Consider the following 15,889-nt stretch of genomic DNA (forward strand, 5'->3'; position numbering starts at 1 on the left):
GCCGCTTGTGCATGCCAGGAAGCCTTCTGCACGATCACCATCGCAAAAATCCTGACATTTACTGAGACGTTCTAATTGAGATTGCAGCCGGAAGGTGGTCTTGTTCCGGCTGCCGAGTCCTCGCCCTCCCATCCATTTAGAGTTCGAGCACCCATGTCAATTTCAGATGCGATCTACCGCCCCTTCGAAAGCCTGATCCGGCCGCTCGACATCCCCTACCGGCCACTGCCGTCGAACGGGCCATGGGCCGTCCTTCTTCACTTCATCCTGATGTTTCGCGGCATCTTGATCACGCTCGCCCTTTGCACCATGGCAATTGAAGTCATGAGCCTGACCATCGTCTGGGGCCTGTCCGTCATTGTTGATGGCGTCACGCAGCAGGGAGCCGCCGCTTTCCTGCACAACGATCGGATGCTGTTGATCTTCCTCGGTCTGATGCTTTTCCCCTGCATCCCAATCGGCTCCTTCCTCGTCAATACGCTGAACTCGCATACGCTTGGCATCGGCATGCCGGCCGCCATTCAATGGCAGGGTCACAGGGCGGTCGAGCGGCAGGACCTCGCCTTCTTCCATGATCTCTATGCCGGCCAGGTCGCCTCGCGCCTGCAGCAGGTAGCGTCAGCCGTGCAGCAGCAGGTCATTTCGGCCTTCCAGTCCATCCCGCGCTTTGTCATGCAGATGATCGGCTCCGTCATTCTTCTGGGCGCTCTCTCCTGGCAGCTTGCCCTTCCATCCATCGTTTGGATCACGCTCAACGTGCTTCTCGCCGTCAGGCTGGCACCCGTCTTCACCGAGCGCTCACGCCGCTCCGCCAAGCGTCGTAGCCTGATTTCCGGCGCCATCACCGATCTCTACGCCAATATGCAGATGGTCAAGCAATTCGCCGCGGAAGACAGCGAGGCCGGCGCCATCAGAGGCATCATCGGTAAGGCGATCAAGGCGCAGCAGAGCGAACAACGCATCTACCGTACCGCTGAGGTCATCGTCGTCGTCCTCAACATGATGCACTGGCTGGCAATCCTGTCGATCGGCTTTACCGGGCTTGTGGATGGCTTCGTCACGATCGGCGAATTCACTGCTGCCGTCTATGTTCTCAACCGCTTCTCCGGTCACACATTTACATTCCTGCAGATGGGTCAGCAGATCTTCCAGGCGATCGGCACGATCAAGGACGCCATGCCGGTCATGACCACGCCGCCCACCATCACCGACGAGCGGGACGCACAGGACCTTGTTGTTCCGAACGGCGAAATCCGCTTCGACAACGTTCGTTTCGCCTATAAATCTGGCAAACCCGTCATCGAAGACCTGTCGCTGACGGTGCGGTCTGGCGAAAAGGTCGGCCTCGTCGGCCTCTCAGGCGCCGGCAAGACGACGCTCGCCAACCTGCTCCTGCGCTTCTACGATATCAAGGACGGTGCGATCCGGATCGACGGGCAGGATATCCGGGCGGTGACGCAGGCAAGCCTTCGTCGCGCGATCGGCGTCATAGCCCAGGATGTCGCGCTGCTGCACCGTTCCGTCGGTGACAATATCCGCTACGGCCGGCCGGAGTCGACGCAGGAAGAGGTCGAAAGGGTGACGACGATGGCGAGCGCCGATGGCTTCATCGCCGATCTTGCCGATAGCGAGGGCCGCAAGGGCTATGACGCCTTCGTCGGCGATCGCGGCATCAAACTGTCGGGCGGTCAGCGCCAGCGAGTGGCCATCGCTCGTGTGCTCCTGAAGGATGCGCCGATCCTGGTGCTCGACGAAGCGACCTCGGCGCTGGACAGCGAATCCGAGGCTGCGATTCAGGAAAAGCTGAACCTCGTGATGGAGGGAAAGACGGTGATCGCCATCGCCCACCGCCTTTCGACCATTAGCAGGATGGACCGCATCGTCGTGCTGGATCACGGCCGCATCGTCGAGGAGGGCAGGCCGGAGGAACTGGTCGAGCAGGACGGATTGTTTGCCCGCATGTGGAAACGTCAGACGGGCGGCTTTATTCCTGACGACATCAGCTAGCCTAGCCTTTGTCGCAAAATTTATAATTTATCGCTAGGGGAACCCCTTGAAAGGCCACGAAGAGCGAGCCGCACCAAGCTGCGATCCGTGATCCCCAGCCTCACCTGTGCTCTCTCAATGGGTGTAGCTATGCACACTATTTTATGCTCGCTCGCTGAAATGCTGCCATCGATTTGCCCCACGTACCTTAAAGCGCTACGCGTGGCATCCGGTGGCAAGCGGCTTAAACCGGCGAGAAGTAATAGTGCAAATCCATTACGATGAAAGAGTAGCGATCCTTATTGATCTCTAGTGATGTGCGGATAGTCGTGAGGCTGCTCGTGAAGTTTTGACAGGGGAACATGCAGGCCAGCCATTGAGCCGCGAGAGTGTGGACATCTCCGGCGCCGTCGATTTCTACCTATGCGAAAGGCAACGTAATTATGCATCCTTAGGATGTGTTTTTAATATAAAAGACGCTACTTTCAGCAGATTTGAAGCAGCCATGCTGTTCATTCAGCAATAATACACGGATATTCCAAGCGTTTGCGGACGCGTTCCTGCGACGATTACCAGGCACCAATGAGGGAGTTGCCGATGAGCGGTACGGTGCTGGATTTGCCATCCTGATGCCGCACTGTGATCGATGCCTGCATCTTCCTGGGAGATTTCCGGAACCAGTTCGCGGCAAGGCTGGCAAGGTCTCCGATCATCGGATGCTTGCGCCAGTCTGCGAAACGTCGGCTCGTTGCATCGGGTTCAGAACGAAAGAAGAAGTCGCCGGACTGGCTCAAATCATTGATGGACTGGCGCATCGATGAGAGCGGCCGCTGAAACATCTTCGGCGGTATCACCAAACCCGGCGCGGTCTGTGAGAATGCAGGGACCATGAAATCGATCGCCCAATCGTCAGCCTCGACCCAGCAATGGAAGTTCTCGCCAGCGCCAGAGACGTAACCATCCTCGCGCTGGTCAGCGAAGAGGATGTACTTTCCGTCAAGGTTGTAAGCGGCTAGCCCGCTTTTTGCCTTTGCCTTGACCTTGAAGTGATGTTCAAGGATGAAGGCTCCGAAGGTGCTAAAATACATCGAAGCCGTGGCAGCATTGGCGTTTTCGTTGACTAGCAGGCTATTGATGACCCGGTAGATCCGATTGTAGTCGCTTTGCGTGATCAACATCACCGGTCGCCCTTAATCCAGATTGTTGACATTTCCGTAAGTGACGGCGGCGGCCGTGTAAACTCCATATCCGGCGGGTTGCCGCGACAAATTCGATTTAAGCAGAGTAATGAAGGTAAACGTGTACCCAGAGCTAAGAGCAGGATTTCACGCTTGCTTCGGAAGATGGATCAGGAAGCAGCCTATAGGTTCGATGATGCTTTTTAGCAGGTCTCGCTTGGAAACGCAGAAAAGTTGTGCAGCCTTAGGCATGGCGAACCGGACCGGCATGGCCGCCCCTTTTTGCGGGTGACAAGCGAATGGCCTCGCTCCAGGCAAGACGAAAGAGCCCTGTAGATATTGATCTTTTGAATTTGCGGGTTGCCAATGAAATATGAAGATCTGTCACCATATGTGCACTCCTCCTTAGTGGGGGTTGAAAATGCCTACAATGTTGGATGGATTTCGGCTTCGACGTCCACAATCGAGGCAAGTACCGGTCGTGAAGCCGGATGTGGAAACAATCCAACCGTCATCAACAGTGAGCACGACACCCAGTATCTTGCCTCTGGGCCGGGCGACCATTTCGATTCCGTTCGTATGCCCGCCCATAGCGACACCGTCGCTAACAACGGATGGACCACATAAAGTGAGGAAGAACTCGATTCAGTGCAAAACGACATAAGTTCGCCGCGTAGAACGAAGCACTTTGGCGACATCGTTGCTGTTGCGCCATGGTAGAAGCTGCCTCTAACGAATTTCATTGAAAGGCTTGGAAAAATCGCCTCATCGCTGAAAAGAACTACGGCTTCCGGTTCCAATCCCATCAAGAGCTGCGATTGTATCCTTTGTCGAAAGGCTGATCGATATATCGGAATTAAAGAATCAAAGGTCCTGGCGCCACCGAGGCAGTGGAATTTGATATCATTTTCTCGCGATTTTCTGCCATTGGCGTGGCAGCCTCGAGCCGCAATAATTGCTCGCCCACAGCGCGATTTTCTGATCGCCGGCTCCGGGCGGCACTACCGAGAGCTCATTTGCGCCTAGCGTTTGCCGATTGATGGGCTGAACACCATGAGGCTCAGAATCTCAAAGAGCACTTGAGCTCCGGCATGTGCGGTGTTGGTCGTCGCGTCATATTGGGGAGCGACCTCGACGACGTCACCGCCCACCAGATTTATGCCCTTCAGCCCGCGTATCAATTCAAGGACTTCACGGGTGGTCAAGCCACCGACTTCCGGCGTGCCCGTGCCTGGCGCAAAGCTTGGATCTAGGCTGTCGATGTCGAAGGAGAGATAGGTGGGGCCGTCACCAACGATGGATTTGGCTTTGGCGACGATGGCTGCAATTCCCATTGCGCTGATATCTTCTGCGTGGATCACGGTCATTCCCGACGCATAGGAGAATTCCCACAAATATTCCGCCGAGCCACGGATGCCGATCTGGATTGTCCTTGTCGGATCGAGCACGCCATCCAGCACGGCATTGCGAAACGGTCCTCCATGATGAAACTTCGTCTGATCGAAAGCCCCGCTGGTGTCGCAGTGCGCATCGATATGGATGAGACCCACCGGCTGGTTCCGGCCGACAGCCTTCAAGATCGGATGGCTGATGGAGTGGTCTCCCCCGACCGAGAGCGGTGCGACGCCGGCATCGACAATCTGGCCGATACGTTTCTCGATGTCGTCGTGACTGAGCTCCAGCCGGTAGCGGCTCTGGAACGGCACGTCACCAATGTCGGCGACCCGAAGATCGAAGACCGGCGCCGTTCCGAGAACGTGGTTGTAAGGACCGATCCTTTCGATCGTGCGAAGGGCACGTGGTCCAAAGCGGGAGCCGGGACGATTGGTGACGCCAAGATCCATCGGGATTCCCGTGATGGCGACCTGGAGATTGCCAAAGTCTGGCTCGTCGGCTGCGACCTGCATGTAAGGTGCACTGAGGAAAGTCGGGATTCCGGCATATGGCGCCAGTCTCGTGCCATTCTTCGAGATGATTTTCTCCGCCACTTTGCGAAACTTCTCATCGAATATCTCGCCGCCTTTGCCATCTGCGAATTCCGCGCGCAGCTGTTCGAGCCGCATCTTGTCCCACACCATGTGCATGCGTCTCCGCTTGAGGTCCGCCTCAGCCAACAAAGAGGTTGAGAAAGCAATTGGTATCGTTGTAGCAATCGGTATCAAAGAGAAATCGATATGACCGCTGCAAAATCCAACTCGCTCGTTGCCAGTCTCTCCGCTCCACCCATCCCTTCCGTCGTCGCCTGGGGCCGCGACTACAAGGGGCTGAAGGGGCCACTCATCGATCTGTCCCAGGCCGTACCCGGCTACCCCGCGCACCCGGAAATGCTGCGTCTTCTTGGCGAGGCGGCCGGACAACAGGCGATGACGGGATACGGTCCGATCGAGGGCGAACCTTTGCTGCGACAGGCCTATGCCGCCCATGTCGCCGAAGTTTACGGCGCTGACATATCTGCCGGCAATATCCATATTACGGCCGGCTGCAATCAGGCATTCATGTGCACGACGATTGCGCTTGCAGGCGCCGGCGATACCGTAGCACTCACCAATCCGTTCTATTTCAATCACGACACGACGCTATCGATGCTGGGGATCGGGCGGCGACTGGTCGACTGCGACCCCGCCGCCGGCTTTCTTCCCGATCTCGGTTCAGCCGAAGCCGCGCTTGCTGCCGGCGCAAAGATGCTTGCCGTCGTTACGCCCAACAATCCTACCGGAGCCGTCTATCCGCCTGGCCTGCTTCATGCGCTTTTCACGCTGTGCCGAAAATACGGCGCCTGGTTGGTCGTTGACGAAACCTATCGCGATTTCCTCGCCGAAGATTACGGCCGGCCGCACGCTCTGCTGTCGGAACCAGACTGGGAGGATACGCTCGTTCTTCTCTACAGCTTCTCGAAATCCTTCTGCATTCCCGGCCATCGGCTGGGTGCCGTCACAGCAGGGCCGAAGCTCATTGCAGAGATCGCCAAGGTTATGGACAATATGCAGATCTGCGCCCCGCGTTCCGCTCAGATCGCCGTTGCATCGGCTCTGCCGGTGCTTGCCGATTGGCGGGCTGGCAACCGGCTGGAGATCGCCCGCCGTGCCGATGCTTTGAGACTGGCTTTTTCCGGGTTGGCTGGCTGGGAGATTGCAGCGATCGGCGCCTATTTCGCCTTTGTTCGCCATCCTCTAGCGGATCGATCGTCGTCCGAGGTTGCCGAAGAACTTGCCAGAGAGCGCGGTGTTGTCTGCATTCCCGGGGCCTATTTCGGGGAAGGGCAGGAGCGTTATCTCAGACTTGCCTTTGCCAATGCCGATGTCGCCTCGATCGGGTTATTGCCGGATCGGCTCCGCTAGGCAGCGCTCATCGACAGCCGTCGGAAGGTCATGATAGCCGCCTTGCCAGTAGAGAAGCGGTCCGACGTCCTGCCGGATTTCCATCGCACAGATATGCCCGACCAGAATGGCGTGGGAGTGATGATGGAATACGGTTTCGAGCTTGCAATCAAGGACAGTCAGGGCCTTTTCAAGGGCGGCCGCACCGGTCCTGAGGCGATACCACCCTGCGCCATCGTAGCGATCGGCGCCCTTGCGTCCGCCAATGCCGGCGAAGGATTGCGCCACATGCCGCTGGTCGGCCGCAAGCACGTTGACGCAGAAGCAGCCATACCGCTGTAGCGCCGGCCAGGAGGAAGAGGCCCTGTTGACACTGACGATCACGGAAGGCCGTTCCGCCGAAAATGAGGAAACCGATGTTGCCGTGAAGCCGGTACGGTCCCGTCCGTCACCGACCGTTATGACGCTGACCGCACCGGCCAGATGACGCATGGATAGCCTGAATTCCATGTCGCTGATCAGAGCCTCGTCAGCCATCGGACTGGCCCTCACGTGTTGGCAAAACGGTTTGCCGGCGTTGAAATGCCGAGGTTTTCGCGCAGGGTCTTGCCCTCATACTCTTCGCGGAACAGGCCGCGGCGGCGAAGCTCCGGCAAGACGAGCCGCACTAAATCGTCGAGACTGGACGGCAAGGTCGGAAACATCAGGATAAAGCCGTCGGCGGCACGTGTCTCGAACCACTCCTCCATGTAGTCGGCGATCTGGACCGGCGTGCCTGTTATGCCGTTGCCGGTGTGTTTCTCGGCATAGTGCCGGATCAGCTCGCCGACTGTGTGGCCGCTCTTGACGAAATCGACCAGTTCATCGAACAGGGCGCGCGATCCCTTTGGCGCCGCCGGCAGCCGGTCCATCGGAAAAGGCTCGTCGAGAGCCACGCCACGCAGATCCGCCTCCAGGAATTCGGAGAGCATTAATCGCCCGACATCGGGATGCATCTTGTCGATCAGATAGTCTACCTTCGCCTTTGCCTCGGCCTCGGTTTCACCGACGTTGACAACGATGCCCGGCATGATTTTCAGATCGTCTCTATCGCGGCCATAGGCCGCCATTCGGCTTTTGACATTGTCGTAGAAGGATCGGTTCCGCTCGATGTTCGATGCGAGGCTGAAGACGATCTCGGCCGTGCGTGCCGCCATGTCCATTCCGGGTTCGGAACCGCCTGCCTGGGCGATGACAGGACGGCCCTGCGGCGTGCGCGCGATATTGAGGGGGCCGCGAACCTGAAAGTGCTTGCCCTTGTGATTGAGCGTGTGGTGCTTGTCCTTGTCATAGTAGACGCCGCTTTCGCGGTCGAGAAGGAGCGCGCCTTCCTCGAAGCTGTCCCAAAGGCCGAACACGACGTCGACGAATTCGTTGCCACGCTCGTAGCGCAGTGCGTGCGGATCAAGCCCCTCGCGATTGAAATTATAGCCGGTTTCGTCATGGTCTGACGTGACGACATTCCAGCAGACGCGGCCCTTGCTCAGATGGTCGATCGAGGAAAACAGACGGGCGACATTGTATGGTTCATAGTAGCTTGTCGAGACCGTCGCCACGAGACCGAGATCGTTGGTCGTGACCGCAAGTGCCGAGAGCAACGACAGAGGCTCGAAGCGATTCATCTTTGTGGGAATGCGGGCAAGCGCATTCGGATCGCCAACGGCAGCTGCCGGAGAATCGGCCATGAACATGAAATCGAATTTCGCCGCCTCGGATCGTTTGGCGACATCGAGCAGGTGCGCGAAGTCGTTGGCGCCGTTGACATCGCTTGCCGGATGCAACCAGGAGGCCGGATGAAAGCCGAACGTATAGACGAAAGTTCCAAGCTTCATCTTGTCGGTCCGTGCCATCGAACTCTCCCATCATGTCATTCACGCCGTCCCCTTGAAGGCGAATGCGCAAATTATCGTCAGGCGCAAAATTCCATCAATATCGCGCAACTGGATTCCGTTTTAGTTTTTCTAAAATGTTGATCCGGGAGCCGACATCAGGCCCTGCTGGCGGGAGATGTTGACGAGCCAATCGCGAAATTGGCGCCCGTGAGGTTTTTCCAAGGCGGCCCGATCCCAGGCAAGAAAGTAACTTTCGCGCAAGGTAATGCGTATGTCGACGGGAATAACGAGCGTTTGCGCCTCGAGCTCATCTGCAATCATCGACATCTGCGCGAGAACGACGCCACGTTTGTTGACGGCGGCGTCGATTGCGCTGCTCGACAAGGTAAAGGAAAGGCCGGCAGTGGTTTCTTCAAGAGCGGTCTGCGCTTTGGAGGCGAATTCAAGCCAGCTCGGATAGGGCGTGAAATGCCGCTCCCATTCGACGTGCAGCAACGGATATTCAAGCAATTGCGCGGCAGAAGGCGTCTTACCCTTGAGCAATGCCGGCGAGCAGGCGGGAACCACCCAATCGCGGAACAGCTCCGTATAATGTTCGTGCTGCAGCACGTCCGACCCGTAGCTGATGCGGAAATCGATGTCGTCGAAGCCCATGCGCGGCTCCTTATCGCGCCCGACGATCCTGACATGCGCGTTTGGATGAAGGGCCTGCCAGTCGAAAATCCGGCGCCCGATCCATTTGTTGACGACGGAGGACAGGGCGCTGAGTACAAGGGCATTCTCGTTGCGTGCCCGTTCAAGGATCTGTTCCGCGGCTGCGAATTGCTCGAATCCTTTCGATATTTCCTGATGATAGAGCCGTCCCCAGTGGGTGAGTTCCACCGTGCGACCATTGCGCTCGAGCAAGGTGATGCCGAGAAAGCTTTCGATCTTCCGGATCTGCTGACTGATCGCTCCGGGCGAAACCTTGAGCTCCACCGCCGCGGCGTTCACGCTGCCACAACGGCCGACGGCTTCGAAGGCCTGCAAGCCCTTGAGCGGAACTGCCCTGTTGATCCGTTTCTCGTTCAAGAAGCGCTTCCTTGTAGCGGTTGATCGATGGTCCTGCTTTCATTGGGATGAAAGTCGCCGGCGAACTGGAACCGGTCGCCGGGATGGATGAACTCGACATAGGTGACCGTACGGCTGCTCTGCCATGTCTGGCGGATGAGCGTCAGGCAAGCTTCGCCGCGCTCGGTTTCAAGCAGGCGCGCCGTCGTGGCATCAGCCGAGACGGCACGAATGACATGCCGGGCTTTTGACCAGGGTACCATGTCCAGCAACCATTTGCCGGGGGGTACGGATGCGAAACTCTCAGCTCTTGCTGATGGCACCAGGTCCAGCATGATGATGCGCCGCTCCAGCGCATTCGCCTTGCCGTCGACCGCATGCAGGCAGTGGAGCCGAAGGATTTCCGCTCCTATGGTTTCGCCAAGCCGCATCGCGGTGGCAGAATCGAGCCTCTCGACTTTCCGCATCAGCATCGTGTGACTGTGTTGATGCCCTGCCAACTCCGCTTCCGTGGAAATGTCCTGGATGTCCATGACCGTGCGGTCGATCTGCCGCGAGGCGACGAAGGAACCGAGCTTGCGGCGACGTATGATCATGCCACGCTCAGCCAGGGTCGAAAGCGCCTTGTTCACCGTCATCCGGGAGCATTGATATTCTTTCAGCAACTCGTGCTCGACGGGTATTCGGTGACCGGGCGGCCAGATGCCGCTCATGATCCTACTTTCGATATCCTTGAGAATTCTCTGATGAATTGGAACCAACGCTCACCTTGCTCCGGCAATGAATTCAGTGTCCGTGGAAGCCGCGTCTGCCAGATTCATCGGCATCATGCGGCATAAATCTTGCGTCTGTTGTGTTTTGTGTTTGACAGTGTAGGCCGGCCTGTATCTATTTGTATAGACAAAAGCGGATCATAGAAATCCGCCTAGACGGGACAATGCCTGGGGAACCTGAACCTTCCAAAGGAAGGGTACAAAACTGGAGAGAAAACATGAGGAAGAATTCGCTTCTGAAGGGGCTGGTTGGCGCAGCACTTTTGTTCGGCGCAACGATTTCGGCCCATGCGGCTGATACGCTTGCCGCCGTCAAGGCTGCCGGCACCCTGAAGGTCGGCACCGAGACGGCCTTTGCTCCGTTCGATTTCATCGACGCCGGAAAACATGTCGGTTTGAACGTCGACCTCTTCGATGAGATCGGCAAGGAACTCGGCGTGAAGATCGAGTGGGTCACCTTGCCGTGGGACGGCGTTTTCCCGGCGCTTGAAGCCGGCAAGTTCGACGTCGTTGCGGGGCCGGCGACGATCACCAAGAAGCGCATGGAGCGCTATCGCTTCACGCCGCCCTTGGCCGAAGCAACCATCGCGATCCTGAAGAAGGCCGGTGACAAGACGATCAACAAGCCGGAAGACATTGCCGGCAAGAAGATCGGTGTCGGCAAGGCGACCGCCCAGCTCGATCAGCTCAAGGAGTTTTCTGACACCTTGCCGACTAAGGCTGATATCCGTGAATATCCGGCATTTACGGAATCCTATGCAGATCTCGCAGCCGGTCGTATCGCCGGCGTCGCCAACTCGCTGCCGAATATTGCTTTTGTCGCCAAACAGCGTGAAGGCACGTTCGAAGTCGTGCTGCCGCCCTTCGGCAAAAAATCCTATTTCGGCTTTATCGGCCTGAAGGATGCCGATCACACGCCATTGATGGACGCCATCGATGCCGCCATGTTGAAGATCAAGGCTGACGGTCGCATGGCGACGCTGCAGAAGAAGTGGTTCGGCGCAAGCTTCGATACGCCTGACGCTGTCAAGGACCCGGCATTCTGATCAATTCTCGGTCTTCGGCCGTGCCCACACTGCTGTCGGGCATGGCCGAAGACCGAGATCGCGGCTTCCTGGTCACCACGCGGGCGAAACTCAACAATGTCCATCGAGCTCTTCGGGCTGCTTCTGCAGGCATCTATCTACACGGTGACGATCAGCCTTGTGTCGATCTTTATCGGTTTCGCTATCGCAATCCTTATTTCGGGAATGTTGCTGACGAGGCGCAGCCTTTTCGTGCGACCTGCCCAGATTTTCATCAGCTTTTTTCGCGGCGTGCCGCTGCTGGTGCAATTGCTGCTGATCTATAATCTGCTTCCAGCCATCGGCATCAACGTGCCGAGCATCGTCGCCGCGATCATCGGCCTGTCGCTCTGCACGGCTGCCTACCAGGCAGAGAATCTGCGCGGCGGCTTTGCCAGCGTGCCAATCGGCCTGGTGGAGTCGGCTGAGATGGTTGGCCTGACGCCGCACCAGATCTTCCGCCGCATCAAGGTTCCAATTGCCCTGCGTCTGACCTTTCCAGCTCTTGTCAATGAGGCGATCCTCATTCTGAAGGCATCGTCACTAGTCTCCGTTGTCGGCATCGTCGAACTCACCCGCATGGCGCAGGATCTTGCTGGTAGCACCTTTTTGCCGTTGCAGATCTTCGCCTCGGCGGGCCTCATCTATCTCCTGATCAATTGGGTGGTGGCGCTTGCCGGCGGCCTGATCGAAAGCAGATTGCCCGGAGTGCCGCGATGACCTTCGACATCAACGTCCTGATCGGGCAGTGGCCTGCGATCCTCAGCGGCGCCGGCGTAACGATCATGATCTGGGTTCTCGGCACCATTGCCGCGGCTGTCATCGGCTTCCTGATGGCGATCGCCCGGCAATATGGCGGCCTGGTGGTCGACAAGGTGCTGGGTGCTATCGTGGCGGTACTGCGCGGCACGCCGTTTCTCATCCAGATCTTCCTCGTCTACTATGGTGGGCCTTTCATCGGCCTCGAACTCGATCCCCTGCCTGCCGGACTGATCGGCATTTCGATCTACGGTGCCGCCTATTTCAGCGAAATCTTCCGTTCCGGATTTCAGGCTGTGCCGAAAGGCCATATCGAGGCTGGCGAATGCGTCGGCTTGACGCGCGGGCAGATCATCAGGCGCATTCTCTTGCCCGAGATGACCATGCTGGTGTTGCCGCCCTCCGTGAACATGGTCGTCATCCTGATGAAGGAGACGGCGGTGCTTTCCATCATCACCGTGCCAGAATTGACGGCAACGCTCAGCGCGATCGGATCACAGCAATATGCCTTCGTCGAGGCGCTTTCGGCCCTGGCGCTCTTCTACTGGGTGCTCGTCGAAGTCACCGGCTGGCTTGGCAACCTTGCCGAAACGAAACTTTCCAGATTCAGGTTTTTCAACGCATGAGCGTCCCCGCTATAGCAGTCAGGAATCTCGTCAAGACGTTCGGAGAGACCACGGTCCTTCATGGCATCGATCTCGCCATCGAGCCGGGGCAGGTCTCCTGTCTCATCGGCCCATCCGGCTCCGGCAAAAGCACGCTTTTGCGATGCATGGCTTTCCTTGAAGAGGCAACGCGCGGGACGATATCCATCAACGGTGAGGTCCTTGGCTTTGCCGAGGATTCTCAAGGGCGCCGTGAACGCATTTCGGCGGCTACCAATCGTTCGATCCGCGCCCAGATCGGCATGGTGTTCCAGCAATTCAATCTTTGGCCGCATATGACCGCGCTTGGCAATGTCAGCGAGGCATTGAAGACGGTTCACAAGATGAGCCGAAAGCAGGCAGAAGATGCGGCCATGGTGCAGCTCGTGAAGGTGGGGCTTGAAGCGAGGGCAGGGCATTATCCCTCGCAGCTTTCCGGCGGACAGCAGCAACGCGTGGCGATCGCCCGCGCCCTGGCATTGAAGCCGAAGATCATGCTGTTTGATGAGCCGACCTCTTCGCTCGATCCGGAACTGACTGGCGAAGTTCTGAACGTCATGCGCGACCTAGCGGCCGAGGGCATGACCATGGTTGTGGTTTCGCACGAAATAGGTTTCGCCGCGACGGTCGGCCAGCAGATCATCTTCCTCGACCACGGCAAGATACTGTTCACCGGGGCGCCGCAGGAGGTATTCAAGAAACCGCGAAATCCGCGTCTGGAACAATTTCTGGACACCTATCTCGATCGCGGCGCGTCGATGCTTCTTTAAGCGCAGCCGTGGCGAGTGGTACCGCATGGTTCGACAGCTTCATTGTTTTGAGAGCGATCATTCCAATTGATCTCTCGCGAAAGCAATAAGACTTTCTATGTGGCCAGCTACGGCAAGGCGTGTTTGCTCCACATCGCCGCGTTCCAATGCTTCGATTATGAGCAGGTGTTCTGTCGAATCCGGCTTGAGCCGATCTTTCAGTCGATCGATCTCGAACAGTCGCGTCGTGGCGCGTAGCTCTCGCAAGACTTTCGCCATCACCGCGTTGGCGCAATGGTCGATGATGAGATTGTGCAGATTGTCGTCCGATACCCAATGGGCATCCGTGTGATAGGCCGTCGCATCGAGAAGATCGTTGATTTCACGCCTGACGACGATCAGTTGCCGGCGCGGTATGTTGGGGTTCGCCAACACGGCTGCTTCGGGTTCGATCAAAAGTCTCAGGCGGAGGCTTTGCAGATATTCGCCGATGTCGATATGGCGAACAATATAGTTGCGGCCATCTCCCTTGCGCACCAAGCCTTCACCTTCCAGTCGCTGCAGGGCTTCGCGCAACGGGGTTCGGGAAATGCCCAGCGCCTCGGCAAGCCTCGCCTCGACGATGACCTGGCCGCCTTTCAGCCGGCGGTGACGGATCATGTCCGACACGGCCTTGTATGCAAGCGAGGCGAGATTGTGCTGCCCGCTGGTTGAAGCGCCGTTCTGCACGATTGGAATGTCACTCACCTTTTCCTCGCTCTGCGTATGGTCGGCACCGTTGGCAACAGCCGGCTTCCCTTGGCGCACTTGGTGTTACATATGATAGCCGAACTCATGAAGAAGCAAAAAGGGGACTCATGGACGACCACGATGTGATAGACGACACAGCTGAAGAAAGCCTGGCTGAAGAAACCTATCGGCTGCTTCTCGCGGAAATCCTCTCGGCCCGGCTTGCAGGCGGATCGGTGGTGCAGCAAAGGCGGCTGGCAAGCCGATATGCGGTATCCCGCTCGCCGATGCGCCATGCGCTCGGACGCCTCGAAGGCGAGGGGCTGCTTGTCCGCAACGACAAGGGCGTACTGTGCGTGCGCGTCATTACCCTGAAGGATTATCTCGATAGCCTTGCGATGCGCATGTTGCTGGAACCCAGCGCCGCCGCCGCTGCGGCAGGGCGCATGGCTGTGACGACATTGCATTCGCTGGAAGCGATGCTCGATGCGATCGAGGCGGATGCCGAGCCTGATCCGGAATTTGTCTGGCAGTTCGACGATGCCTTGCACATGTCGATTGCCGACGCGAGCGGCAATGGTTTCATGGCGGCAACGATCGGCGAAATGCGCCGCTATACCACGATCTTCGAGCGGCAGATGGCCGTCGTCCGGGCCAAGCCCGGCGTTGCCGAACATCGCGGCATTCTTGCCGCCTTGGCGGGCAGCGATCCCGAGGCCGCGCGTCAAGCGATGACGCGTCATCTCGAGGCGGTTCGCCAAGGCGTTCTTACAAATTTCTGACGGCAATCGAGTCATCTCTTGCATCGATGGGAAAGTGTTGTATAAAACTGGGATCCCAGATGAATGCAAGTGTCTGGGCATAACAAAAATAACTCCAGAGGTCAGCATGTTTCGATTTTCAATGTCACGCGGCCTGCTCGCCGCTTCGCTTCTATCCTTGACGACATCAGTCGCTCTCGCTCAATCCTGCACGCCGAAGGTCGCGGCAGGTGATCTGATTACCCCCGGCAAACTCGTCATGTCGACGAACCCGACCTTGCCGCCTCTGCAATTCGTCGATTCCAGCGGCGACCTGAAAGGCATGCGCATCGAACTTGGCACCGAGATCGCCAAACGTCTCTGCCTTGAGCCCGAATATATTCGCATCGAGTTTTCGGCCATGGTGCCGGGCTTGCAGTCCGGGCGCTGGGATATGATCGATACCGGCATCTTCTTTACCGAAGAACGAGCCAAGATCATGCAGATGATTCCTTACGAGGATCAGGCGATCAGTGTCTCCGTCGCGCCCGGTTACGACAAGAAGATCGCTGCCAAGGACGATCTGGCCGGCATGACGATCGGTGTGGAAATCGGCGGCTTCGAGGAAACCAAGACGCGTCTGCTGGACAAGGAACTGCGGGATGCTGGCAAGCCGGGCCTGACGATCCAGACCTTTGACAATTTCGCGCTCGCCTACCAGGCCCTTCGCGCCGGTCAGGTTCAAGGCGTGGTCTCGATCGATGCCGTTGCAAAGGACTACGATGCGCGCGGCGACTTCAAGCGCGCCCTGAGTGGCCTCTATCCTGCCCCCGTCGCTCTTGCCTTCAAAAACTCCAAGCTTGCCGATGCCGTTTCGGCGACCTTGAAGGAAATGAAGGCCGATGGTTCGCTAAAGACATTGTTCGACAAGTATGGCTTGCCGATGGTGACGGGCGACTATTCCGTAAAGGGACCCGGCCGCTGATTGGACTGATCGGTCCATCGGAAGGGCTGCGCGCGGCTTGGCCG

General features: G+C 57.8%; 15 protein-coding genes. 8 read left to right on the top strand and 7 right to left on the bottom strand.

Features of this window, described 5'->3' with window-relative positions; all coding sequences use genetic code 11:
* Positions 1-153: 153 nt before the first annotated feature.
* Entirely contained in the window at positions 154-2,007 is a 1,854-nt protein-coding gene (locus ABOK31_RS23910) for an ABC transporter ATP-binding protein (RefSeq protein WP_349959117.1), read from the top strand.
* Positions 2,008-2,555: 548 nt separating this feature from the next.
* On the opposite strand, the gene ABOK31_RS23915 is transcribed toward ABOK31_RS23910, so the two are convergent.
* Positions 2,556-3,164: a DUF2026 family protein gene (locus ABOK31_RS23915; protein WP_349959118.1), complete on the bottom strand. Its 609-nt coding sequence runs from the start codon at positions 3,162-3,164 to the stop codon at positions 2,556-2,558.
* A gap of 1,022 nt (positions 3,165-4,186) precedes the next feature.
* Positions 4,187-5,242 (bottom strand): agmatinase, encoded by a 1,056-nt coding sequence (speB, locus tag ABOK31_RS23920; RefSeq protein ID WP_349959119.1) that lies wholly within the window; start codon positions 5,240-5,242, stop codon positions 4,187-4,189.
* 96 nt (positions 5,243-5,338) lie between these two features.
* Between speB and ABOK31_RS23925 the strand changes: the two genes are divergently transcribed.
* Positions 5,339-6,502: an aminotransferase gene (locus ABOK31_RS23925; RefSeq protein WP_349959121.1), complete on the top strand. Its 1,164-nt coding sequence runs from the start codon at positions 5,339-5,341 to the stop codon at positions 6,500-6,502.
* On the opposite strand, the gene ABOK31_RS23930 is transcribed toward ABOK31_RS23925, so the two are convergent.
* From ABOK31_RS23930 to ABOK31_RS23945, 4 genes are all read right to left on the bottom strand, one after another.
* A complete protein-coding gene (locus ABOK31_RS23930; protein WP_349959123.1) occupies positions 6,479-7,018 on the bottom strand; it encodes a flavin reductase family protein in 540 nt (179 codons plus the stop codon). The genes ABOK31_RS23925 and ABOK31_RS23930 overlap by 24 nt on opposite strands.
* A gap of 11 nt (positions 7,019-7,029) precedes the next feature.
* Positions 7,030-8,370, bottom strand: a complete 1,341-nt coding sequence (locus ABOK31_RS23935; RefSeq protein WP_349959125.1) for an LLM class flavin-dependent oxidoreductase — start codon at positions 8,368-8,370, stop codon at positions 7,030-7,032.
* A gap of 111 nt (positions 8,371-8,481) precedes the next feature.
* Entirely contained in the window at positions 8,482-9,423 is a 942-nt protein-coding gene (locus tag ABOK31_RS23940) for a LysR family transcriptional regulator (RefSeq protein WP_349959127.1), read from the bottom strand.
* Positions 9,420-10,163 carry a UTRA domain-containing protein gene (locus ABOK31_RS23945; RefSeq protein WP_174182200.1) on the bottom strand — a complete coding sequence of 248 codons (744 nt, stop codon included), beginning with the start codon at positions 10,161-10,163 and terminating at the stop codon, positions 9,420-9,422. Before ABOK31_RS23945 ends, ABOK31_RS23940 begins: the two co-directional genes overlap by 4 nt.
* Positions 10,164-10,393: 230 nt before the next feature.
* On the opposite strand from ABOK31_RS23945, the gene ABOK31_RS23950 reads away from it, so the two are divergent.
* The 4 genes from ABOK31_RS23950 to ABOK31_RS23965 all read left to right on the top strand — a co-directional run bounded on the left by ABOK31_RS23950 (position 10,394) and on the right by ABOK31_RS23965 (position 13,412).
* A complete protein-coding gene (locus tag ABOK31_RS23950; RefSeq protein ID WP_174182202.1) occupies positions 10,394-11,221 on the top strand; it encodes a transporter substrate-binding domain-containing protein in 828 nt (275 codons plus the stop codon).
* Positions 11,222-11,317: 96 nt separating this feature from the next.
* Complete coding sequence (locus tag ABOK31_RS23955) at positions 11,318-11,959, top strand: amino acid ABC transporter permease (RefSeq protein WP_349959129.1); 642 nt, start codon at positions 11,318-11,320, stop codon at positions 11,957-11,959.
* Positions 11,956-12,624 carry an amino acid ABC transporter permease gene (locus ABOK31_RS23960; RefSeq protein ID WP_174182206.1) on the top strand — a complete coding sequence of 223 codons (669 nt, stop codon included), beginning with the start codon at positions 11,956-11,958 and terminating at the stop codon, positions 12,622-12,624. The genes ABOK31_RS23955 and ABOK31_RS23960 overlap by 4 nt, the downstream gene beginning before the upstream one ends.
* Positions 12,621-13,412, top strand: a complete 792-nt coding sequence (locus tag ABOK31_RS23965) for an amino acid ABC transporter ATP-binding protein (RefSeq protein WP_349959131.1) — start codon at positions 12,621-12,623, stop codon at positions 13,410-13,412. Before ABOK31_RS23960 ends, ABOK31_RS23965 begins: the two co-directional genes overlap by 4 nt.
* A 57-nt stretch (positions 13,413-13,469) precedes the next feature.
* Here the strand turns inward: ABOK31_RS23965 and ABOK31_RS23970 are convergent, their stop codons facing one another.
* On the bottom strand, positions 13,470-14,138 hold the full coding sequence (locus tag ABOK31_RS23970; protein WP_349959133.1) for a GntR family transcriptional regulator: 669 nt from the start codon (positions 14,136-14,138) through the stop codon (positions 13,470-13,472).
* A 110-nt stretch (positions 14,139-14,248) separates the two neighbouring features.
* Between ABOK31_RS23970 and ABOK31_RS23975 the strand changes: the two genes are divergently transcribed.
* Both ABOK31_RS23975 and ABOK31_RS23980 read left to right on the top strand, forming a co-directional pair.
* Positions 14,249-14,902: a GntR family transcriptional regulator gene (locus tag ABOK31_RS23975; RefSeq protein WP_174182212.1), complete on the top strand. Its 654-nt coding sequence runs from the start codon at positions 14,249-14,251 to the stop codon at positions 14,900-14,902.
* Positions 14,903-15,008: 106 nt separating this feature from the next.
* Positions 15,009-15,845 carry an ABC transporter substrate-binding protein gene (locus ABOK31_RS23980; RefSeq protein ID WP_349959135.1) on the top strand — a complete coding sequence of 279 codons (837 nt, stop codon included), beginning with the start codon at positions 15,009-15,011 and terminating at the stop codon, positions 15,843-15,845.
* Positions 15,846-15,889: the final 44 nt, after the last annotated feature.

This window comes from Rhizobium sp. ZPR4, assembly GCF_040215725.1.
GTDB classification, from domain to species: domain Bacteria; phylum Pseudomonadota; class Alphaproteobacteria; order Rhizobiales; family Rhizobiaceae; genus Rhizobium; species Rhizobium rhizogenes_D.